The organism is Clostridium sp. HBUAS56010 (genome assembly GCF_007115105.1).
Lineage (GTDB): Bacteria > Bacillota > Clostridia > Lachnospirales > Lachnospiraceae > Lacrimispora.
On sequence record NZ_SULJ01000007.1, the window covers coordinates 1 to 22,934 of the forward strand.

A 22,934-nucleotide genomic window follows, 5' to 3' on the forward strand; every position below is an offset into this window, starting at 1 on the left:
ATAGCCTGTTTTTGTGGTGATTCGTCACGCATTCTCTTTGACATTATAAAACCTCCAAACTGTTGTAATCATCTTACATCAGTTTGGAGGTTTACACAATCTTTAGGATACTCCCATTTTTAAAAATAATGTACTTCATAGCGGCTACCTCCTTTAGCCACCGTAAGTTCTTTGAAATAACTTTTATATTAGTTGATAGCATTCTTCGATTTTCTTTGAATAAAAACATTTATGATACAAACTCCAATACTGATAACACAAATTCCAATCCACTGTATATACGCATAGGATAAAGATGTTATCAAATTAGAAACAGACCCCATCAATAAATTACAAGCCATGTAGGCTGTTAATGCCCGACTTTCTTCTTTATCATGTGATGATAAAATAAATGTCTGATTTGTTATGTGCTGTGCTTGCATAGCTGCGTCTAGGATTACAATGCCAATCACTAAAAGAATTACTGCTCCGATTATGCTGTGAGAAGAAAAAAATGATGCACCCATTAAAACAAACCAAGAAATTCCTAATACCCACCACGCATACAGAAGAACCTTTTCCCCTAATCCTCTGTCAAACAAGGAACCAGCCTTTTTAGAAGATAGAATTCCAGTTACTCCTGCCAAGCCAAATAAACCAATAGTGAAGCTATCAAAATAAAATGGTGTACCTGATAATAAAAATGTCAGTCCCGTCCAAAGAAAATTAAAAACTAAGAAACTGCTCATTCCGGAAAGCATACGTTTCCTTAAATCCCTTTCATTACGAATTAAACGGATAACGGATAGCAGTAATTTAGAATACTGAATTCCCTCATTTGATTCATTTTGGGATTTGGGGAACAGGAAAAGCCCAACAGTAGAAATGATTAAGCATAACGCAATTACCAAATAAACCACACGCCATGAATAAAGTTCTGTTATACTTCCGCTAATCATTCTGGAAAGTAAAATACCTGATAATACCCCTCCCATGATAGAAGCGGTAACTTTTCCTTTTTTACCACTTTCCGTAATGCCACTTGCAAATGACAGAATCAACATATTAGCACAACTATAAAAACCGATTAACACCCCAGCCAAGAAAGCTATTTGTATGGACGCCGAAAATGCCATTATAAGGTTGGCGAAGATACCAATCAATAAAAATATCTGTGCCAAGCTTCTTCTTTCATACTTGTCAGCCAGTGGAATAACCATAACCTGTGCGATTCCATTGCCAAGAAAAGTCAAAGTCATAAAAATCCCCATTTGAGAAAGGCTTGAATGATACTCAGCAGCAAGTTCTGGCAATATGGGTTGAGCCGCATATAAGCTGGTAGTAATGATAAGGCATACTATGGATAAAAATGTTGTTTTTGTTCTGCTCACAATAAGTTAGCTCCTTTCTATTCTCCATCATTGATGATATAATAAATGATAGATGCTAGACTTAGGTCCATGTCAATAGAAAAGGAGATACTTTATGGAATATTTAATCGGGGACATATCCAAAGAAACTGGCTTTGGTATCCACACACTACGTTTCTATGAAAAGAAGAACTTAATTTCTCCCCAAAGAGATTTTCGTAATCGAAGAATCTATTCAGAAAATGATTTATTTCGACTAAAAATCATCAAAAATTTTAAAATCATCGGTACTTCATTGGAAGATATAGAGTTATATTTCCACTTCTTTGATAATGCCAATGAAGGAAAAGAGGAACGAAGAATATTTCTCTTAGCAGAAAAAAATAAAATCAATTCTCAAATTGAACATTTAAGAGCGGTAGAAAGCTTTATTGACAATATACTCATAAAATGCCACCTTGTAGATTGATATATCTATTGAATATTTTGTAACTTTCGCTGCGCGGGGCATTTGTTGTTATCCGAATACCAAAAGCAATACTTACAATTAAAACATGGCTTGTAATCTGGATTCTTCATGCTTTCCATAATAAAATTTTTATCTGCTAAAAATGGTCTTCCATATGCAACAAGGTCACATACTTTGTTTTCCAATAAGAAATCACCTCGATTCATAGTTCGTATATCGCTTACTGCTATGATAGGAATGTTTATGTTCTTCTTCAAAAAAGAAGCTGTGTACACGGTTTGATTGAACTCATAATCACTTGATAACTCCAAGCTTTTTAGGTGAGGAATACCGGAACATATGTGAATGAAATCCAAACCGCTCTCGACAAGCTCATTTATAATCTCTAAATCTAAAATCAAGTCCCAACTGCATCCAAAACGAAAAGAAATCAAAAAATCATCTTTTAAGCTCTTCTTAATTCCTTCTATTATTTCTTTGATTAGTCGCGCTCTGCTTAATACACTTCCTCCATACTGATCGCTTCTGCTATTTGCAATATCAGAAGTAATCATATTGAGGAAAAATCCATTTGCTCCATGGAGTTCAATTCCATCACAACCCGCTTCTTCACATATGAGAGCAGCTTTTATAAATTCCTCTCGAATCGTAACTATTTCACTTGTAGACAAGTCATTTATACTTCCGCCTTTAAAATAGCTTATACTTGGATATGCTAATTGGGCAAAAAACTGAACCTTGTTTTCATGGCATTTCTGAACAATTTCTCTCAGATAATATTCATGCAAATCTCTATCATATACACATGACCCTCCATCTATGGAATGCTTGTTACTTACCGCAAGAGATTGACTGATTATCAAGCCCATTCCACGGGAAGCAAAATCGGAATAGTGTGCTATCTGCTTTGCACTCATACTGCCATCATCATTTGCTTTAAGATGAAAGGGCACCATGGGAGCCATAACAATTCGATTTTTAAAAATCACACTGGTAATTTCAAATTTTTGTTTCGTATTAATCATTTCCATTCCCTACCTGCTCCTGCTTATCTGCTATCATGTTGGTTACTATTTCATAGATTTTTGGAAATTTTGAAAATCCATCGGTATCTAAGAAATGTCCTCCGGCAGAAAGTTGAAAAATTTTTGCTTCTAAGCTATCTGCTAATTCTTTACTAAATTCAGTGGGAACAATTTCATCATTTATAGCAGTAACAACCACTCGTGAAGTCGTAGCATTAATTATTTTTTTATAATCAAATCCAGTACGAATGAAATCATTAATCTCCGGTATATTTACTAATTTTTGATTGAACCCTGATACAAAAATAATTCCACCAATCTTAGGAAGTTCTTTTAAGGTTTCAAAATAGTCTAATAAAGCAATACACCCTAGACTATGTGCAATAAAAAAGGTGTTCTGGTCTAGTCTTTCTATACTTTCTGATAACTTACCGATCCATTCCTCCAATTTTGGTTCTGTAGGAGATGGCATATCAAGCACTTTAACTGATATTTTATTATCAGAAGTTAGTTTTTGTTTAAGCCAAGGAAACCAGTGCCTACTTGCAGAAGAATTATATCCGTGTATCACATAGATGTTTTTTTTAGTTATCATAATTATCCTCCGAATTTGTTAAATATTGAATTTGCTTAAATTATATTGTAAAATACTACAATAAACCAGTATGCACAATTTCGTATGATACTTACAGAAAGGATAGCAATAGTATGGATACATTATGCCGGAGTACACAAGCTCCTTTTGAATATGCCTTATCTATCGTAGATGGAAAATGGAAGTTAAAAATCATATATGAATTAGCCTGTACAAATACATTAAGATATGGTGAACTGAAAAGAAATATTTCAATAATCACTCATAAAATGCTTACTACTCAATTGAAAGAACTTGAAAAAGATGGAATGATTGTCCGCAAAGAATTTTATCAAATCCCACCTAAAGTTGAATACTCTTTAAGCAAAAAAGGAATGTCGTTTGTTCCAATTTTAGAATCTTTATGTGATTGGGGAAAGTCTCATCAGATGATAGAAAAGGACGGAACAATACTATGAAATTGTTCCGCCTTAAATCATTTGTTATTTCACAATTTTCCAGTTCCCGTTTTTTTCCAGTACCAAATCAAATTGCGATATTTGAGTTGCCTTTGTTTGACTATCGAGATACGTGACCGCCAGCGAAATCGTGACCTGATTCCCGTTTCTAAATATAGATAGAATTTATCAACTCCAAAAAGAAATAGATTTTCCCGGTTGTCTTTAATACGTTGTCATTCACATAATAAGACAGTTCTTTTGCCGTCCCGTTACTTCCTTTTGCTTTTGGCTTATCGCCGGATTTTACAGGTAAGCTGCAAATGGTGGGGTTCTTTGTGATAACCATATTTCCAGAGCCAATCAAGGCGCATTTATTTATAATATAATTTCTTTTTTACTGAATCGATCTTGCACACCGTTTAAGTGTAATCCCATTTTCCAATATCAAGAGTGTCATGATATTGAAAAAGTGCCAGCCATCCCACCTTGATATTTGTCCCTAATTTCCGTATCATAAACTAAGCCACAGAAAACGATTTCATATAGAAACCAAGTTCAAACGATATTCGGAGAAAGCCATGGGGATCCTTCAAAAATATATGAACCGTTATGCCACCAATATAAGACATAATGGAGAAGTTGCAAAGTACTTTCTGGAAGAAGAAAATGCCACCGGAACGATTATCCGCTGCAAACTGGCTGCCGGAATAGAGATGCTTTTTTTGATTATGTAAGAAAAGACCAGGTGATGGCAGATTTTGAAAAAGGGAATATTTTAGAGAACTTTTATTGCCTTCATTGCAGGGTAAAGGGGATCAGCCTGTTGTTGGATGGAGAAGGTGCGGATGGGGGTATTAGCCGGTATTTCAGGAATAAATCCATGACGTTCAAGATGCTGCAGGAAGAGATTGCAAAAGAGCAACAGATATTTCTTACCTTTGGCAATGAACATTTATCTTCTGTTTTTCTGGAAATTGCTGAAAATCCGTTTTATTATGAGAACGAATATCTGCTCTTAAAAGCATTGGAGCTTATATGGCTCAGCAGCCACTGTATAAAGAAAGATAAAAAAGAGCAGGCGTAGAGAAATACGTTTACGAACCGGTATCGTTTGTTTGAAAAAGCTGTACGATATATGGAATTTCATATCAGTGATAATTTTACCATGGAAAAAATGTCAAAAGAAATGGGCATTAATTTAAAACAGAGACTGGAAGCAGATTTTATCTTTTGCTTCTGGTCTCTGTTTTTTATATCAATAAGTATATGGTTACAAGTCATGTACTTAATTGCCGTTTTGATGTATCCAATATTGGTTGATGATGATTTTTTTACATGATAAAATATTCATAAAGTAATTGGGGTATTATGGAATAAAATATGGTTCATAACATGGGTTTCGGAGAATAGCAATCCCAAAGGAATGTTTCTCTGAACCTTCTTTGTTTATAGGTTTTAAGAAACTTATAAAAATGCAAGAAGGGTGTATAAAGATGATAATAAGAATTCTTAATGTACTAAGATTTTTGTTTTTAATACTATCATTTTTATGTTTTGGTTTGTATATGGGAGGTCGATTTGAGCGAAATGATTATGCGGCGGCTCAGGACAGGTTGTCTGAAAGTCTTATTACAAAAGAAAAAATGAAAAGGAAGATTTTAATATGAAAGAAAAAAGAAATTACACCATATTAACTATAATTATTGGAGCTATGGCAGGTTCCATTGCAAGCGTTTTGTTTTCTGTAAAATTCCCGGTTATATTAACTCAATTGACCCGTCTGATTTTGGGGAGCAATCCTCGTAATTTTTTAGATCCGTTATACAATTGGAAAGTGGTGCTGCAGGGGTCCTTGACACTTTTTTTCAGGTCGATGTTTATCCTTGCAGGTATGATGATTGCCTTTAAGATTCTTTCTTTGATTACCAGAAAAAAAGAGTTAAATATGAAAAAAACAGTTATAAATAATTTGATTGTTTTGGGCATTTCTCCGTTTGTTTTCGGTATTCTTAGTTTTTGTGGTCTCTATTTTTTCGGAATCATCAGTAAGTTTTTTGGGTATTCAGCTACCATGTTGGGAATGACGTTTCCTATTGCCATGGTTGGAGCGGTATTTGGTCTGTTTTTAGCCATTTTGATGCAATGCCAGAAAAGAAGCATCGTCATGGTATTTACGGGACTTATTATAGGCTGGGCATGCTCTTTATTATATTATTATTTATTACTTATATTAGATGAGAGCCAGAGTATTCTGAGAATGCTGATTTCTTTATTAGGAATTCCTTTTATAATTTTATTGGTGGGAATTGCATTTGCTTTGATAGAAAAACTGGCAGATATCCGCTTAAAAAAGGAAAATAAATAAAAAAACCTGACTGTCTATAAATAAAAATAAAAAAAGCGGGGAGATATATGGACAGCAATTCTATCAAATAAGCATTCCTGTATTGGAAGAGATTTTTAAAAATTTAAAAATGACATAGATCAATGCACTCAAATTGCACATGGAGTCAAGAACTGCTGTAATACCTTAACAGAAAGTTCCTGGGAAGGACAAGGTTCAATTCTTCTTAACACTCCCAACATTGACAACCTATGATGAATATAATAAAATAGGAAATATAAGTAAGATATTTCCTATTTTATTGTAAGTTTCAGATGAATTAATACACCAGACAAAGGGGGCAGTGCCATGAATGATCAGAATACGGAACAGGAGTTACTTCAATCTTTCTATAACGTAATCCCATACTTATCAAATTTATACGAAGAAGATGTGGCAGTAGGATTAACCGATACACAGAGATTTATTATGGTGGTGAACGGAAACAGTTTAAAGTTTAATATTGAAGTTGGGGATCAGATTCCGGTAGGAGGTGCTGTCAGAGAGGCACTGATATCCGGCAGAGTGATAGTGAAAGATGTTTCGGCAGACGTTTATGGGGTACCGTTTAAATCATATGCAGTCCCTATTTTAGGTGGAAACAGACAGGTCATTGGAGTGCTGACTCTTGGAAAAAGTCTGGAGAATAGAAATCAATTAATCGAGTTGATTGACAATCTTACCAATGGAATCAGCCAGATTACCGAATCTACGGACCGGGTATCATCTGGGATGGAACAGCTAAAGAACATGAATGGGGAAATATCTGAGAATGTGACAGAGGCCAGCGCCAGTGCCAGGAATACAGATGGAATTGTAAATTTTGTTAAGGATATATCCACCCAGACAAACCTGCTTGGATTAAATGCTGCAATCGAAGCAGCAAGAGCAGGAGAAGCAGGGAGAGGTTTTACTGTAGTTGCGGGAGAGATAAGAAAGATGTCTGCATCGACCAGTGATTCTATCAGCCAGATTGACACGGTTTTAAAAGATATCAATGCGTCCATTTCTACGATTAATAACCGAATCACAGAATCCAATCAGATATTCATAGAGGAGACACAAGAGTTTAAGAATATTTTAGACTCCATTCATAAATTAAATGTTTCTGCAAAGAACCTGGAGAAATTAATGGAAAAATTCTGAATTAATAAAATGACAAAATAAATAACAAATGAGATAGAAAAAAAACCGGTCGACAGACCGGTTTTTTTGTGATACAAAATCTTTTCAGATTATGAGAATTGGCTGATTATGAAAACTGATATTTGGAAAAGCTATTCGTATATAATACGAAGAAAAAATGAAACAAAATATAACACACCATAAAATACAGAAAAAGTGGGGAGAAAAAATGCAAAAAAGCAGATATTCATGTGCAGGTCATAAGAATAAACGAATAAAAAAAGCCAAAAACAGATTGGTTTTGGTAAGAGACAGCTTAAGAGATTTGTGTGTAACCTGTTTTAATCCGATGTTCCGGTTTGACCAATTTGAAGGTTGGTTTTATAAACATGAAAATCACAATACAGTTCTTGCACTCATTGCGGGAGCAAGCATTGATAAAGACGGGACAAAGCATCCATTTCTTCAAATAATCTGGAATGAGAATTCTTATTGTCTGGATTTTCCGGAAGAAGAGTATGTGGTAGACAAAAGGCAGAAGAGAATCATTCTTGGAAGTAATATTTTTTCTCTGAGGGGAGTGCGTTTGAATATAAAGATTGAGGATTTTTCCCTACAGGGAGTTATTCGTTACAGGCAATTACAACCCATCCGGTATTCAATTATGGGACCCTTGGAACTGGTTCCATTTATGGAGTGCAAACATGAAATAATCAGTATGAATCATGAGCTAAAAGGAACCGTAAGAATCAATGGAGCCATGTTTGATTTTACCGATGGGAAGGGGTATATGGAAGGAGACCGGGGCAGGTCATTTCCAAAAGACTATGTATGGGTCCACTGTAACCATTTCTCAGAACCAGCTTCTATTATGGCGGCTGTTGCCCATATTCCATTTATGGGCTGCTCCTTTCAAGGCTGTATTTGTGTTATATGGTATAAGAATAGAGAATATCGGTTTGCTACCTATTTAGGAGCACGTGTTGCTTGTCTGCGCAAAACCTGCATTATTTTAAAACAAGGACAATATAGTCTGAAACTATTTTTGACAAACAAAAACAGCCATGGAAGTGGAACGTTTTCTTATAAGCTGGCTGCGCCCAGGAAAGGAAAAATGACTCGTTTGATAAAAGAAGGGCATATGTATTCTGGAAGATTTTTGCTGTATCAAGGCAATGAAATAATATTTGATTTGTACAGTAACTGGATTAGCTATGAATATGAAATTCCGTTTTAAATCTTAATGAATATTAAGGTAAAAGGGAAAATTAACAGCATAGTCGGTGATAAAAATTGCATATTCTTAATAAAATGTAATGTTGTTAGAAAATATTGCCAAATAATAGAAAATTGATATAATATAATCATACACGCTTTCAAAAAAGCGAGAGATAAAAGGGGGAGATACCTATGAGAAAAAGCAGCAGATTTCGTATAGCTCAGCGTTTAAGTTTTGTGTTTGCAGTATTGGTTATCATAATTTTTCTTTCATCCGTTTTTTCTTTTATTAGTTTCCGGATTATTGGCAATAATTTCACTACATTTTACCAGGTACAATATGAGACAACCAGGAATCAGATGGAGATTCGCAAGGATGTACAGACAATTAATAAGCGGATTTTGTGGGCAATGATCAACAATGATTCGGCAATAACAGAAGAGCAGAAAAAAGATTTTAATGAACGTTTTGCAAAGATTCAGGAATATTTAGATGTTATTCATAAGAATTTGAAGAACGGTTCAGATGGAAATTCATTAACCGATGATTTGAAATTATTCCAGGAAGATACTTATCATCTTATGGAATTAATAGAAGCTGGAAATGGTAACGAAGCACTCCGCTATTATAATTCCAGCTTTACTCAGTCTTCTGAGGCACTTGCAGATGCACTTGATGATACGGGGAGCAGGTCTGACAAAGCGGCACAGTCAAAATATGAGACAAGTAAACTTGTTGAGAATGTTGCGTCTGTTGTGTTGATTATACTCTCAGCAGTTTCCCTTGCAATTGCATTTATTATGGCAAAACGGATAACAGCAGCAATTGTAGTTCCATTAAGGGAGCTGGAGTCCGCTTCCCGTGATATTGCAGAAGGGAACTTACATACAGTCATTACCTATGAGTCCTCAGATGAAATTGGTCAGGTTGCAGGCAGTCTCAGAACCTCCATTCAGAAAATTGCTTCCTATATTGAGGAAATTGATGCTGCCATGGAACGAATGTCTGAGGGAAATTTTAATATATCTTTTAAACAAGAGTTTGTGGGAGATTTTAAAAATATTGAACACTCATGGAAGGTATTTACCCATAAAATATCTCAAAGTCTTGGAGATATCAGCAGGGTATCAGACCAGGTATCCGGTGGATCTGTGCAAATATCGGAATCTGCACAGACATTGGCAGAAGGTGCGGTTAATCAGGCAGGAATTGTAAAAGACCTTTCCGACACCATTGCAGAAATGACGGCACAAATTTCTGAAAATGCCAGAAGTGCAATGGAAATGAAGGAAGAAGTAAGTCACGTTACAAAAGATCTGATTCTTGGAAATAAAAATATGCAGGACATGGTTTCTGCCATGGAAAACATTAAAAATACTTCTCAGCAGATCAGTAAGATGATTGGCACCATCCATGATATTGCCACCCAGACAAACCTTCTGGCATTGAATGCTTCCATTGAAGCAGCCAGAGCAGGGGAAGCGGGAAAAGGATTTGCAGTGGTTGCCAGTCAGGTAAGTCTTTTGGCAAGCCAGAGTACAGAGGCGGCGCAAAATTCAACCAGATTAATTGAAGATTCTCTCCAGGCAGTTGAAAAGGGGGTTATTATTGCGGATGCAGCAGCGTCAGATTTAAATGGGATTGTTGACAGAACAGAAAATGTTTTACAAAAGGTAGAAAATATTGCATCGGCCTCCAAGAGTCAGGCTTCTTCTACCATAGAGATTGACCATGGAATCAACCAGATTTCCCAGGTTGTTGAGATTAATGCGGCTACTGCCGAAGAGAATTCAGCGTCCAGCGAAGAACTTGCCGGTCAGGCGGAGACTTTAAGAAATCTGCTTTATCAGTTTCAGCTAAAACAGTAGATTTTTAATAAAATTGAATAATTAACAATAAACAGCATATAACAGTTGACATTTTACCTAAACTGTTATATGCTGTTTTTGAAAAGGAGGGGTCAAGTGAAGCTAATTATAAATAATTCATCCATGCAGCCCATCTATGAGCAGATTGTGCAACAGATGAAGGAGCTGATTATGACCGGGCAGTTAAAAGAAAGTGCCATGCTCCCTTCTGTCCGCTCTTTGGCAAAGGAGCTGAGGGTCAGCGCATTAACAGTAAAGAAATCTTACGATGCACTGGAACAGGAAGGTTTTGTAGTTACGGTACATGGCAAAGGCAGTTTCGTAACCAATACCAATCAGAATCTTATCTTGGAGGAAAAGAAAAAAGAAATAGAAAGAGAATTTGAGGCAGCAATACGCAAGGCTCATAGCTGCGGTATGACAAGAGAAGAAATAATGGAGATGTTTCATATTATTTTGGAGGATTAATTATGGTATTAAAATTGGAAACAATAAAAAAACAATATGATGGATTTACATTGGACTGCTCCATGGAATTACGTCCAGGTTATATCACTGGTCTGATCGGACCAAACGGTGCAGGAAAAACAACTATATTTAAATCAATTTTAGGTTTGACTTCCATTGATGAAGGCAGAATCGAGATTCTTGGAAAGAATCATCAGGAATTAACTGAAAAAGACAAAGAATTAATTGGAGTGTCTTTGGCGGAATCAGGTTTCAGCGGATACCTGACCATTATGGATCTGGTTACGATTATGAAAAACATGTATACAACTTTTGATAAAAAGGAGTTTATAGAACGATGCAGACAGGGAGGACTTCCACTGCACAAAAAAATAAGGGATTTTTCTGCAGGAATGAAAGCAAGGTTAAAAGTTCTTGCAGCGTTGTCGCATCAGGCGAGTTTGCTGATCCTTGATGAGCCCACCGCTGGGCTTGATGTGATTGCAAGAGAGGAACTTCTGGATTATATAAGAAGTTATATGCAGGAAGAAGAACGGTCAGTGCTGATTAGTTCCCACATATCCGGGGATCTGGAGCGGCTTTGTGATGATATTTATCTCATCGACAGAGGACATATTGTACTTCATGAAGAAACTGATATTTTGCTGGATCAGTATGGATTATTAAAAATTTCTGGTGAGCAGTACGAAGAGGTGGATAAAACCCATATTATAAAACGAATCAAGGAAGACTATGGTTTTCGCTGCCTGACCGATTGCAAAGCATTTTATACGGAGAAATATCCGGAGATAGTAATTGAAAAAGGCAATATTGATGAATTGATCACATTAATGATTCGGGGAGGGAGCATATGAAAGGATTGCTGATCAAAGATTTTCTTTTATTGAGAAGACAGATTCGTTTTTTTGGTTTTTTTACCGTGTTTTGTATATTTTTATTACATTTTCATTTTAATCCTGCATTTATCATTGGATATCTGACCTTGGTGTTTTCTATGTTTACGTTTAGTACGATTACCTATGATGAATTTGACAACGGTTACCCATTCTTATTTACATTGCCAATCAGCCGAAGGGGATATGTAAAGGAAAAATATTTATTTGGACTGATCCTGAGTATGGTCATCTGGCTTTTTGCATTTCTTGCAGCAATAGTTCTGTCAATTAAAGGCAGTGGTTGGAGTTTTCATGAAGTGCTGGTTTCTTCTCTCACATATTTTACCATGATACAATTGTTTTTTTCGCTGAACATGCCCTTTCAGCTAAAATATGGAGGCGAAAAAGGAAGGATTGTTCTGATGGGAGTGGTGCTCGCTGTATTTGCAGCCGTATTTCTTTTTTCCAAGATAGAAACTTTTCTTAATTTGGATCTTATAGATTCCATCCGTTATATGAAATTTGCAGGAAACTGGTACTATTTTGCAGCTCTTATAATTTTATGGGCAGTTGCTCTTACCATATCCTATACCGTTTCAGCCAGAATCATGGAAAAAAAGGAGTTCTGACCAGGCTTTGCTTATAAGTGCCGGAAAAAGGGAGAAGATAGAAAGAGGACGGTTTAGGGAGTACTGTGATGAATCTTATCTTTCTGTTAATGGCGTGGATGCCAATTGTGGTTGGAACTTTTGGAATCATTTTGATTTCTTATTATTTTTATAAATGGAGCAGGGGGATTTCTGTCATGAAGTTCCGTCTGGCAGGAGAAATCTGTTTTTTTCTGGTGCTTTTATATTTTCTGCTGTTTTTCCTCTTTTGCCTGTTGACGGGAATTGTGTGGTAAATAATGTTTAGAAGAAAGAATTTTATAACACAAAAAAGGAATTCCCAGAGGAGTTCCTTTTTTGTATTAATAAACAACAACTTCATATCCTTCGCTGGAGGGAAAATCAATCCGCACGTTTTCGCCGGGATTGTGGTAGACGAGATGAATATTCATGGATAAAGTTACAGTATCCTCATCTTCTTCTGAAATTAAATCAATCGTAATGTCTTCACTGGAAAAATAACCTTCTGGAGTTAGAACTGCTTTTCCCTGAATGGACTGGATTCTTAAATCAGCGTCATTAAGAACTGGCCAAATCTGATTATTTATGTTCTCCAGATAAGGTTCTAATCCTTCGGACTGATTGGTATACACAATTATTTTGCTTCCATCTTCTTTTTCTGAAATCTGGACATGGTCAAGAAATCTGTAGAATTGTCCGGTTAGATGACCTAAAGCCAGATTTTGTATCATATCCTGATGTCCGATTTTCATCTTATACCGGTTACCAGGACCCTGATCGGTGTAGTAAGTACCGTCAGTATAGAAAGCGGTACGGGAATTTTTAAGCCCCATCATGGAACGGTTTGCCTGTAATAGAAACTCCATATCAGGTGTGTTGATATTGTGGTATTTCTGATTCAGTTTTATGAAAGCGGGGATTTCAAATTCCGGATAGAAGAACATCATTTGTATATCTCCGCTGACATCCAGATCCGCCAGGTCAGAACTTTTCTTTATGGCATTCAGATAAAGCTCTTTGCCTTGCTGCTTTGCCTGGGAAGCGGCAGAGGGATTCATTGCTTTTTGCTGTATTGTGTCATTAGATATCCAGGCACCGTTTTCGTTAACCTGGTAACCGTCCGGGGTTATGGTATCGGTCAGAACATGTCCTGTTTCATCAAAGTAATAGCACTCTGCCATTCCATCCAGATTCGAATCAATCCATTTCCATACAGACACCAAAGAAGGCTGTCCTTTGTCCAGCCAGCGCCAGCCATCAGAATCCTGTTCCCATGTTCCGCCAAAAGCGGTTAAAGCCACGGACAGAGACAGAAAAATGGTTATGACAGATAGTTTTATGGAATTTTTCATGCTGCATTACCTCCCGTTGCAATTGTCAGGAACTGTTTCAGAACCTGATAAGAAAATCTGCAATTTTGATTGATTCATTGTACCATATTATGGAAAATACAACAATGCTTTTTCCGTGGCATTTCCTATTCAGATGATAGATTTTTCCTGTCATATAACGTTCCGATAACCAGTCAGGGCTTTTCTGTAAAAGATACCTGTGCTATAATAAAAATGCAAAGATGAAAACACACATGTGGAATATTCCATAAGATCCGGTTGGTAGTCCGGGCGGAAATGGCAGTGTATGGCTATTTCTAAGTAACCCTCCTCCTTGGTTGTCCGTTCTTTGTTTATGTAAATAAAGGAGGAATTATAATGGACAAAACTGCAGTGAGATTCTTCGTGTTTTTCGAGGACCCATTCTGGGTCGGAGTATTGGAACGGGTATCCAATGGAATGCTTTCTGTATCCAAAGTAACATTTGGTCCGGAGCCAAAGGACTATGAGGTGCAGGAGTATCTTCTGAAAAATTACGGAAGGCTGCGTCTTAGCCCTGCTGTGGATGCTGTTGTAAAAAAAGAGGTGAAGAACCCCAAACGTCTGCAAAGAGAGATACACCGTCAGATATCCGGTTCGGGGATTGGCACCAGATCCCAGCAGGCGTTGAAATTACAGCAGGAAGAGGGAAAACAGGAACGGAAAGTATTTGCCAGAGAAGCAAAAGAGGCTAAGAAACAGTTTCAGTTTGAACAGAAGCAGCAAAAAAAGAAGGAGAAACACAGGGGCAGATAATGCCCCTGTTCTCCTTTTCTGCAAAACAGGAAAAAATTCACTCATTCAAACAGCATTATTGAGGTGTAGAATATCATTACAGTTAATAGAAAGAATAACAGGTGATATCATGTATATAGCAGATTTACATATTCATTCCCATTACTCAAGAGCCACCAGTAAGGATTGTACTCCCGAATATCTGGACTTTTGGGCAAGAAGAAAGGGAATTCAACTTTTGGGAACCGGAGATTTTACCCATCCGGTATGGCGGGAGGAATTAAGGCAGAAGCTGACTCCGGCAGAAGAAGGGTTTTATGTGTTAAAAAAAGAGTATTGTATGAAACAGGGGATACTATCTGGTGCAGAATCTCCCAGATTTGTGGTATCCGGTGAAATCAGTACCATATATAAGAAAAATGGGAGAGTAAGGAAGATTCACAGCGTAATCTTACTTCCTGGAATAGAAGAGGCACAACTGGTATCAGAGAAATTAGAAGCCATTGGCAATCTTCATTCCGACGGGCGGCCCATTCTTGGTCTGGATTGCCGGAATCTCCTGGAAATTGTTTTAGAAACATGTCCCAGAGCTATTTTTATTCCAGCCCATATCTGGACTCCTCATTTTTCCCTATTTGGAGTTTTTTCCGGATTCGATTCCATTGAAGAATGTTTTGAGGATCTGACTCCCCACATCCATGCTCTGGAAACAGGGCTTTCTTCTGATCCGCCTATGATCCGCAGACTTTCTGCCCTGGACCGCTTTCAGCTTTTGTCCAATTCCGATGCTCATTCTCCATCGAAACTGGGGCGGGAAGCAAATCTTTTTAATACCGATTTTTCTTATCAGGGGCTTTCTGATGCGATCAGGACAGGTGAGGGATTAAAGGGAACCATAGAATTTTTCCCGGAAGAGGGAAAATACCACTATGATGGACATCGAAAATGCAATCTGTGTTTATCACCTTCCCAGGCACTCCAGTATAAGGGGAAATGTCCGGTCTGCGGAGGAAAACTGACCACAGGAGTATCACACCGGATTGAACAGCTTGCAGACAGAAAGGAAGGATATAGGCAATTGAAAGAGGAATTCTTTGAAAGCATGGTACCTTTACTGGAAGTAATTGCCGCTTCCATGGGCTATACCACAGCAAGCAAGAAGGTTCAGACTCAATATGAAACCATGGTTCAAACTCTGGGAACGGAATTTGATATTTTACGAAATCTTCCGATTGAAGACATTCGTAAGGTTTCGGGAGAATGGATTGCGGAAGGAATTACAAGACTGCGAAGTAAAAAAGTAACATGCAGCCCCGGATATGACGGGGAGTATGGAGTGATACAGTTATTTGAGCCGGGGGAGATCAAACGGTAACCCTTTGAATGAATGGTTTTATAAGGAGTTTCTACGAATGAAAAAAGAATATGTGACCAGGGTATTGGAAAAACTGGATGAGATTTATGGTGTGAGGAAACAGGGATTTTATCATAAGCAGCTGTGGCAGTTGTTAGCAGCCATTATGCTTAGTGCCCAAAGTACGGATAAGCAGGTAGAAGAGGTGTTACCTCAGTTATTTATAAGATTTGAACAGGCAAAAGATATGGCAGATGCCTCTTTGGAGGAAATAGAAGATGCCATTCGTTCCATTGGGCTTTATAAAAATAAAGCCAGAAATTTAAAGAAATGCTGTCAGCAGATCGCAGAAGAATTTTCCGGTGAAGTACCAAAAGACATCGAAGGGCTGCTTAAACTGGCAGGAGTAGGAAGAAAGACTGCCACTTTATTTTTGGCAGATTATTACGGAATACCCGGAGTTACCGTTGATACCCATGTATTCCGCATCTCAAAGCGGCTTGGGTGGGCAACTGGGAAGAATCCGGTACAAGTGGAATTGGAATTACAAAAAGTACTGCCGGAAGAACACTGGAACCGGATTAATTTTCAGTTGATCTATCACGGAAGGGCAGTTTGTACAGCAAGAAGGGCAAAATGTGATGCGTGTGTGTTAGCAGATTGGTGTGAGAGGAAAATGGAATGATGTGAGGAAAAGCTATCCTCCCGGCAGTTTAGATGCCGGGAGGATAGCTTTTTCTATTTTTGTTGTTGTCTTATCTTGTCTGGGGTCGCAGTACCCCTGCGGGTTTCAATCTCTTAAAAAGGATTCAAAAGATGCAGGTAAGCAGTCTGGGGTCGTAGGACCCCTGTGGCTTTAAATCGTTATATGGAGCAAGTATCATCACTTGTTAAATGTCTAGGGGCGTAATTTCATATGATTTATAATCAATCCCTGATAGTCCCGGCTCACCACAACTCCACTCTTTTCATCGGATTAATAAGGATCCCAGATAGACAGGATCATAAGGTTATGGTAGAATGTGAACCAAGCCATATGTAGAATGAGGCCTGTCTGGCAATAAGCAGGATATTCTGTAATCAATTGCTGGAAAGAGGAGAGTCAACCATAATGAATAAAAAATGCAGTATACAATATATAGTATTGACCTTTTCCATCGCCTACCTTGTTTCCGGGATGTTAATTGTTCTTGGACAATCCGGATATACGGTTTATAATTGGGTTCATACATTTCAACAGTTCCTAATGAATATTCCCTTTTCCATCTATATTTTATCTCCGGCAATTGCTTCCTATGTTGTTTTGAAAAAGAACAAGAAAGTAACTGGCTTAAAAGAATGGCTGAAAACAGTTTTCTATTTAAAAAATAGTGTATTTCTTTATTTGTTTGTCACTGCTGGGCTTGTACTGTATTTTGGAGTGCATATTGCAGTACTGGGGGGCGTGAAATTGGCACTTCCATTTTATACATTCTTCCTTTCCATTCCCGGAGGAATAATTATTGGCGGTTTGGAGGAAGCGGGCTGGATGTATGTGTTACAGCCTGAGTTTGACAAGAAATACGGTTTTGTTCCAGCTTGTGTTTTCGTAGGAATAATCTGGGCTTTCTGGCATATTCCGCTTTTCTTTATTCCAGGAACCAATCATTGTGCAGGAACCATTCATTTTTGGATGTTTCAAATACAGCTCATGTCATTTAGTTTTTTTAGAGGAGCTGTTTATAGAATAGCGGGAAAAAGTTATGTGTTTGTGTTCCTGCTTTTTCATACCATGTTCAATGCAGTCTCACCGATATTTGGCACTATGACTATGACATGGAGAGGAACGGTTGCAGCCAATTCCGTAATGATTCTTTTTTCAATCATAACGGTTATGATCCATAACAAGAGAAAAAGATAATAGAATCACCCCCCGTTTTAGTATGTCTTGTCTGCCAATTGACATATAATAAAGCAGAAGAAGATGTCATGAATCAAAGGGGGAGTTTCGTTCACATTTCACACCATTTAAGAAAGGAATTTTCTGATTATGAAATTAATGTTTAAACAACGGTTTTTCTCATGGTTTGATAGTTATGACATCTATGATGAACAGGGAAATACTGTATTTACGGTAAAAGGAAAACTGGCATGGGGCCATAAACTGGAGATTTATGACAGACAAAATGTGCACCTGGGTACATTAACAGAACAAGTCCTTACATTTCTGCCCCGTTTTCATATTCAGATAAATGGAGAAACCATAGGAACAATTACAAAAGAATTCACTTTTTTTAAGCCTTCTTTTACTGTGGATTGTAATGGATGGAAGGTGGAAGGAAGCTTTATGGAATGGGATTACCGCCTTCTTTCTTCTAATGGGAACATGGTTGCTTCCATCGAAAAACAACTGTTTAACTTTACAGATACCTATATGATTGAAGTGTTTCACGAAACGGACGGTCTTTTGGCTCTCATGGTGGTATTGGCGATTGATGCAGTAAAATGTGATAAAAATTAATAACAAATCGTTTACTTTGGAAGATCTTCTTTTATAAATATTAAAAGAACCAGTTTTTTTCTGTATTTCTTAAGGATTTTCTCAAAAACCCTTAATATTATCAAGAAAGTTCCGATCTATTCATAGATGGGTTCTTTCAATTCATAGAAATGTGTGAGAATTTTAGTATTTAACGTCAATTGTTTTCATATGCAAATTCAGTTCTCTGTGTTTGCGCCTTAAAGTGAACTTGCAGCCTGCATTTGTTTTCGTAAAATTACAGGCAGCATTCTGTTCCAATCATTCAGAAAAGAAACAAGATATATGATTTAAACGTATGAAAGCTTCTTACAGACATGGATTTTCATTGCCTGTTATATCAGACGCATCTTGATGAGTTAAAATTCAGAGAATATTAAGAAAACTAAAAATAATATCCTGGAAAATCTATGTTAAAATAAATAAAAAGGGATTCAGAAATAGCAGAATGATGAATTCCGACAGAAGAGAAAAGAAACGTTTCAGCCAGGGTGATTTTATGTACTCAGCCTGACTGCAGTCATCTTGTTGATAACCTGCAGTCAGGCTTTTTCCGGGATTAAATTCTAATATTTTAATTTTATTGGAGATTTGTGTGATTGGCAGGTGTAAAGTTATTAGTCAGTGGGGGTATCAGGTGTAAAATTGTTTGAAATAAGTAATTAAAATGAGTATGGAGGAGTAAATGGAGTACAGTAAAAGAAAACAGGGCGTTCGTTTTGCTATATTTGGAGTATTTCTTTTAGTTGCAGCAATTCTTGTATTATTTCAGGTATTTCGAACCAGAACAAAACCTATTTTTGATGAAAAGGTTACAACAACTTTTTATGCAAAAACCAGCGTTGGAACGGTTTTGGAATTGAAGCCGGAAAATTATTTTTCCCCAGAAATATACGATTACAAGAAATTTTCGTTTGATGTATCCAGGTGTGACTGGAATACAGCAGGATCTTACCGCGTACCAGTACTTTACGAGGGACATGAGACGAATTGTGTTGTTCAGGTTCAAGTAGGAGATCTGGCAGGAAAAGAAGAAAAAGAAACAGAAACCATTAACGGAAATACGGCGATTACAGGCATAAATTAAGAAGGGAACAGGCAATGGCGTATAAAAATCTTACCACCCTTTGTTACGTTGAGCAGGAGAACCAGTATCTGATGCTGCATCGGATCAAAAAGAAGCATGATGTAAATCAGGATAAATGGATTGGCGTAGGCGGACATTTTGAAGCTGGCGAAAGCCCGGAGGATTGTCTTTTGAGGGAAGTGAAAGAAGAGACAGGGCTGACTCTCTTATCCTATCGGCAAAGAGGAATAATAACCTTTGTCTCCGATCAGTATCCTGATGAATATATGTTTCTGTATACTTCCGACCAGTACCAGGGAGATTTGGCAGAGTGTGAAGAAGGACAACTGGAATGGGTAAACAAAGACCATATTTCTAAGCTTCCGCTTTGGGAAGGGGATAGAATCTTTTTCCAACTTCTGAGAGAAGAAATTCCTTTCTTTTCTTTAAAACTTCAATATGCGGGAGAGAAGTTATCCGCCGCATATCTTAATGGAATTCCGATGGAACATAAAAAAATGGATTGACCCCGTCATTTTTTCATGGTATATTTGAAAAAGACTAAGAATAGGAAGTGTGTGAATGTTAATTGTATCAAAACATGGAGCGTAAAGTAGTTTTATATTGAGAACAGGCATCATGAAAGGAGAATGAAGATTTCTCTTTTTATTTGTGTACCTGTTTTGCCCATGAAGATACAAAGCAGACCAGATAGGTTAGAAGCCTGAGAGATGTCGATTTGTGATCTCACAGGTTTTTTTGTTGTTTAAAATGGCAGACTGCGGTTATGCTCCATGAATTTTAGGAATCTTGATGATGAATAAAAACAGGGAGAAAGACATGGATCACACATTTCAGACATTAGAATTTTATAAAATATTAGAAGTATTAGAAGGTTTTTCACATACAGAAGCAGCAAAAGAGCAGATCAGGAATTTAACTCCATCCAGAAAAGAAAGCCAGGTACGAAAAGATCTCAGGGACACCACAGAAGCAAGGATTATACTGGACCGCATGGGTATTCCACCGGCTGTGGCAATGAAAGATCTTACCGATATAATCGTGACTGCAAAACAAGGAGGCTGCCTGCAGGCTGGAGAACTGGAACAAATGGGAGCAATGCTTACAGGTGTGAAGCGTTTAAAAGAGTTTTTGAACCGGTGTAAGAATTTAGAAGTGAGCCTGGCATATTACGAATTGGATTTAGACCCTCTTTCAGAGCTATCCCAATTGATCTATGAAAGCATTCGAAACGGAAGAGTGGAAGACTATGCCAGCAGAACCTTAAAAAATCTTCGTCAGGAGATTGGAAAGGTGGAAGAACGGCTGCGGGCAAAGACAGAAAGCATTTTGAGGAAAAATAAAAAGTATTTTTCAGACTCGTTTATAACCATAAAAAACGGCAGAACCTGCCTCCCCGTAAAGAAGGATTATAAATCCATGGTTCCAGGCAGTGTCATCGACCAGTCCGCCACAGGAGCTACTTTATTCATAGAACCAGCCGCTGTTTCCATGCTCAACGGAGAATTGGAGCAGTTAAGAATTGAAGAGGAGAATGAGGTCAGGAGAATTCTCTATACACTGACCGGAGTTGTGGAAGAAAATCTTCCGGTCCTGGAGAAAAACAAGCATTATTTAGAAAAACTGGATTTTTTATTTGCAAAAGGGCAGTTGAGTTTAGAAATGAATGGAATCCAGCCCTCTATTAATACGGAACGGTATATTCAGATTATCCAAGGGCGTCATCCGTTAATGGATGCCAGTACTGCAGTGCCTCTTACCTTTGAGATAGGAAAGACAGAACAGGGAATCATTATTACAGGACCAAACACAGGAGGAAAAACTGTATCCATTAAGACCGTTGGTCTATTCTGCCTTATGGCGCAGTGCGGGCTTCATGTTCCCTGTGAGCAGGCAGATCTTTGTATGAACAGTCAGGTGCTTTGCGATATTGGAGATGGACAGAATATTACAGAGAATTTATCCACATTTTCGGCTCATATTTCCAATGTAATGAGGATTCTGGACGCTGTGAATAAAGAAAGTCTGGTAATTATGGATGAACTGGGTTCCGGTACAGATCCTGCGGAAGGGATGGGAATTGCAATCGCAATTCTGGAAGAACTGCGGTTAAGAGGCTGTCTGTTTTTGACCACAACTCACTACCCTGAGGTTAAGACCTACGCCAGAGAGACCAAAGGCGTGACCAATGCACGCATGGCTTTTGACAAAAATACGTTAGAACCTCTTTACCTGATGGAAATAGGAGAAGCAGGGGAAAGCTGTGCACTTGCTATTGCAAAAAGGCTTGGAATGCCGGAAGAAATGGTAGAAAAGGCAAGAGCGTATGCTTATGGGAACTGGAAAGAAGGGAAGAGTCAGGAAAAATTCAGCCTGCAGCAAACCGGTCATTACCCATCAAAAGGTCCGTCCATAGAAAAAGACAAAAAGCCAATTACGAATAAAAATGAGATGGAACAATTATTCTCCATCGGTGACAGTGTCCTTGTCTATCCGGATAAAAAGAAGGGAATTGTCTGTAAGACAGTCAATGAAAAAGGAATGATACAGATTCAGATGCCTGATAAAAAAATCTGGCTCAACCAGAAACGTGTTAAGCTTTTAGTCCGTTCTGCACAACTGTATCCGGAGAATTATGATTTTTCCATAATATTTGATACGGTTGCGAACAGAAAAGCAAGGCATAAGATGGAAAAAGGCTATCAGGAGGGCTTGGAGATCAGACAGGATGAGAAGTAAGCCCTCCCCAAAAGCAAATGATTATGTAGGTTCACAGTCTTTGACTTCGTCTTCGGTTTCCTCTGCCTCACAGTCCTCTTCGGAACTGTGATATTCCGCAGACTGGATAAAGGAATCCTGATTTAATTCAGCCAGAATAAACCGGAATATTTCTACATGGCACAGTTCATCGGCAATGATCCGGTTTAAGAGGGCTTTAATGTTGCAATCGTCAATCCACTGAGCCTGATTTTGATATTTTTTAATGGCCTCCAACTCTCCGTTTAATGCGTTAGAAACCAGAGCACCGATTCTGGTGGGGTAGCGATTGCAGCCGGGGGACCAGTACTGCATCCGTCCATTTTGATAGCTCCATAATCTGGGATCTGTTCCCAGCATTATGGAGAGTTCCCCAAATATATTTAGATGGTGCATCTCCACTATGCTGATTTTATGGAAACATTCCGCAATGTCGGGGAAATAGCTTTTTGTAAGGATGCTGTTGTAAACATAAAGGCTGATCGCGGACATTTCTGAATTACAGGCTCCTATATTAGAAAGCATGGCAGCCGCATACTGCCTGTTCTGAGCCTCGATTTCCACAGGAGGCCAGGGGGAATTGTCCGCATACACCAAAGATGATAAGTCCATAAGACACCTCGTTTTACTTATTCTCTAAAATATATCCATAAGATGTCTTAGTATGA

General features: G+C 37.8%; 24 protein-coding genes and 2 pseudogenes. 20 read left to right on the top strand and 6 right to left on the bottom strand.

Annotation, left to right across the window (positions count from 1 at the left end; genetic code table 11):
* Positions 1 to 188: 188 nt before the first annotated feature.
* Positions 189 to 1,370 carry an MFS transporter gene (locus FAY33_RS11865; protein WP_185967603.1) on the bottom strand — a complete coding sequence of 394 codons (1,182 nt, stop codon included), beginning with the start codon at positions 1,368 to 1,370 and terminating at the stop codon, positions 189 to 191.
* Between the two features lie 94 nt (positions 1,371 to 1,464).
* Between FAY33_RS11865 and FAY33_RS11870 the strand changes: the two genes are divergently transcribed.
* Positions 1,465 to 1,818, top strand: coding sequence for a MerR family transcriptional regulator (locus FAY33_RS11870; protein ID WP_143321448.1), 354 nt, complete (start codon positions 1,465 to 1,467; stop codon positions 1,816 to 1,818).
* Positions 1,819 to 1,823: 5 nt separating this feature from the next.
* Here FAY33_RS11870 and FAY33_RS11875 read toward each other — a convergent pair whose 3' ends face one another.
* Both FAY33_RS11875 and FAY33_RS11880 read right to left on the bottom strand, forming a co-directional pair.
* The gene (locus FAY33_RS11875; protein WP_143321449.1) at positions 1,824 to 2,849 is read right to left on the bottom strand and encodes an NADH:flavin oxidoreductase; all 1,026 of its coding nucleotides are present in this window, start codon (positions 2,847 to 2,849) and stop codon (positions 1,824 to 1,826) included.
* On the bottom strand, positions 2,836 to 3,438 hold the full coding sequence (locus FAY33_RS11880; protein ID WP_143321450.1) for an alpha/beta hydrolase: 603 nt from the start codon (positions 3,436 to 3,438) through the stop codon (positions 2,836 to 2,838). The genes FAY33_RS11875 and FAY33_RS11880 overlap by 14 nt, the downstream gene beginning before the upstream one ends.
* A gap of 113 nt (positions 3,439 to 3,551) precedes the next feature.
* Between FAY33_RS11880 and FAY33_RS11885 the strand changes: the two genes are divergently transcribed.
* A complete protein-coding gene (locus FAY33_RS11885; protein WP_143321451.1) occupies positions 3,552 to 3,896 on the top strand; it encodes a helix-turn-helix domain-containing protein in 345 nt (114 codons plus the stop codon).
* 24 nt (positions 3,897 to 3,920) lie between these two features.
* Here the strand turns inward: FAY33_RS11885 and FAY33_RS11890 are convergent.
* Positions 3,921 to 4,263, bottom strand: a pseudogene (locus tag FAY33_RS11890) (conjugal transfer protein); the annotation flags it as partial.
* A gap of 193 nt (positions 4,264 to 4,456) precedes the next feature.
* Here FAY33_RS11890 and FAY33_RS19485 point away from each other — a divergent pair.
* The 10 genes from FAY33_RS19485 (at position 4,457) to FAY33_RS11935 (ending at position 12,720) form a co-directional block, all read left to right on the top strand.
* Positions 4,457 to 4,612: a hypothetical protein gene (locus FAY33_RS19485; protein WP_185967604.1), complete on the top strand. Its 156-nt coding sequence runs from the start codon at positions 4,457 to 4,459 to the stop codon at positions 4,610 to 4,612.
* Positions 4,613 to 4,626: 14 nt separating this feature from the next.
* Positions 4,627 to 4,962: a hypothetical protein gene (locus FAY33_RS11895; protein ID WP_143321452.1), complete on the top strand. Its 336-nt coding sequence runs from the start codon at positions 4,627 to 4,629 to the stop codon at positions 4,960 to 4,962.
* A 579-nt stretch (positions 4,963 to 5,541) separates the two neighbouring features.
* Positions 5,542 to 6,243 carry a hypothetical protein gene (locus FAY33_RS11900; RefSeq protein WP_143321453.1) on the top strand — a complete coding sequence of 234 codons (702 nt, stop codon included), beginning with the start codon at positions 5,542 to 5,544 and terminating at the stop codon, positions 6,241 to 6,243.
* A 327-nt stretch (positions 6,244 to 6,570) separates the two neighbouring features.
* Entirely contained in the window at positions 6,571 to 7,407 is an 837-nt protein-coding gene (locus FAY33_RS11905; protein ID WP_143321454.1) for a methyl-accepting chemotaxis protein, read from the top strand.
* Between the two features lie 208 nt (positions 7,408 to 7,615).
* Positions 7,616 to 8,623, top strand: a complete 1,008-nt coding sequence (locus FAY33_RS11910; protein WP_185967605.1) for a tocopherol cyclase family protein — start codon at positions 7,616 to 7,618, stop codon at positions 8,621 to 8,623.
* Positions 8,624 to 8,796: 173 nt separating this feature from the next.
* Positions 8,797 to 10,473, top strand: a complete 1,677-nt coding sequence (locus tag FAY33_RS11915) for a methyl-accepting chemotaxis protein (RefSeq protein ID WP_143321456.1) — start codon at positions 8,797 to 8,799, stop codon at positions 10,471 to 10,473.
* Between the two features lie 96 nt (positions 10,474 to 10,569).
* Entirely contained in the window at positions 10,570 to 10,941 is a 372-nt protein-coding gene (locus tag FAY33_RS11920) for a GntR family transcriptional regulator (RefSeq protein ID WP_143321457.1), read from the top strand.
* Positions 10,942 to 10,943: 2 nt separating this feature from the next.
* Complete coding sequence (locus FAY33_RS11925; protein ID WP_143321458.1) at positions 10,944 to 11,795, top strand: ABC transporter ATP-binding protein; 852 nt, start codon at positions 10,944 to 10,946, stop codon at positions 11,793 to 11,795.
* Positions 11,792 to 12,445 carry an ABC-2 transporter permease gene (locus tag FAY33_RS11930; RefSeq protein WP_143321459.1) on the top strand — a complete coding sequence of 218 codons (654 nt, stop codon included), beginning with the start codon at positions 11,792 to 11,794 and terminating at the stop codon, positions 12,443 to 12,445. Before FAY33_RS11925 ends, FAY33_RS11930 begins: the two co-directional genes overlap by 4 nt.
* Positions 12,446 to 12,513: 68 nt before the next feature.
* A complete protein-coding gene (locus FAY33_RS11935; protein WP_143321460.1) occupies positions 12,514 to 12,720 on the top strand; it encodes a hypothetical protein in 207 nt (68 codons plus the stop codon).
* Positions 12,721 to 12,786: 66 nt separating this feature from the next.
* Here FAY33_RS11935 and FAY33_RS11940 read toward each other — a convergent pair whose 3' ends face one another.
* On the bottom strand, positions 12,787 to 13,797 hold the full coding sequence (locus FAY33_RS11940) for a hypothetical protein (RefSeq protein WP_143321461.1): 1,011 nt from the start codon (positions 13,795 to 13,797) through the stop codon (positions 12,787 to 12,789).
* 357 nt (positions 13,798 to 14,154) lie between these two features.
* Here FAY33_RS11940 and FAY33_RS11945 point away from each other — a divergent pair, with 357 nt between their 5' ends.
* From FAY33_RS11945 to FAY33_RS11980, 8 genes and pseudogenes are all read left to right on the top strand, one after another.
* Positions 14,155 to 14,571: a YjdF family protein gene (locus FAY33_RS11945; RefSeq protein ID WP_143321462.1), complete on the top strand. Its 417-nt coding sequence runs from the start codon at positions 14,155 to 14,157 to the stop codon at positions 14,569 to 14,571.
* A gap of 109 nt (positions 14,572 to 14,680) precedes the next feature.
* Positions 14,681 to 15,916: pseudogene (locus FAY33_RS11950) on the top strand (endonuclease Q family protein); the annotation flags it as partial.
* 46 nt (positions 15,917 to 15,962) lie between these two features.
* Entirely contained in the window at positions 15,963 to 16,589 is a 627-nt protein-coding gene (gene nth, locus FAY33_RS11955; RefSeq protein ID WP_143321464.1) for an endonuclease III, read from the top strand.
* A gap of 423 nt (positions 16,590 to 17,012) precedes the next feature.
* Positions 17,013 to 17,804 carry a CPBP family glutamic-type intramembrane protease gene (locus FAY33_RS11960; RefSeq protein WP_143321626.1) on the top strand — a complete coding sequence of 264 codons (792 nt, stop codon included), beginning with the start codon at positions 17,013 to 17,015 and terminating at the stop codon, positions 17,802 to 17,804.
* A 129-nt stretch (positions 17,805 to 17,933) separates the two neighbouring features.
* Complete coding sequence (locus tag FAY33_RS11965; protein WP_143321465.1) at positions 17,934 to 18,404, top strand: LURP-one-related family protein; 471 nt, start codon at positions 17,934 to 17,936, stop codon at positions 18,402 to 18,404.
* Positions 18,405 to 19,107: 703 nt separating this feature from the next.
* Positions 19,108 to 19,509, top strand: coding sequence for a ty transcription activator TEC1 (locus FAY33_RS11970; protein WP_143321466.1), 402 nt, complete (start codon positions 19,108 to 19,110; stop codon positions 19,507 to 19,509).
* Between the two features lie 14 nt (positions 19,510 to 19,523).
* On the top strand, positions 19,524 to 20,015 hold the full coding sequence (locus tag FAY33_RS11975; protein ID WP_143321467.1) for an 8-oxo-dGTP diphosphatase: 492 nt from the start codon (positions 19,524 to 19,526) through the stop codon (positions 20,013 to 20,015).
* Positions 20,016 to 20,328: 313 nt separating this feature from the next.
* Positions 20,329 to 22,248, top strand: coding sequence for a DNA mismatch repair protein MutS (locus FAY33_RS11980; protein WP_143321468.1), 1,920 nt, complete (start codon positions 20,329 to 20,331; stop codon positions 22,246 to 22,248).
* 21 nt (positions 22,249 to 22,269) lie between these two features.
* Here FAY33_RS11980 and FAY33_RS11985 read toward each other — a convergent pair whose 3' ends face one another.
* The gene (locus FAY33_RS11985; RefSeq protein ID WP_143321469.1) at positions 22,270 to 22,878 is read right to left on the bottom strand and encodes a manganese catalase family protein; all 609 of its coding nucleotides are present in this window, start codon (positions 22,876 to 22,878) and stop codon (positions 22,270 to 22,272) included.
* Between the last annotated feature and the right edge of the window lie 56 nt (positions 22,879 to 22,934).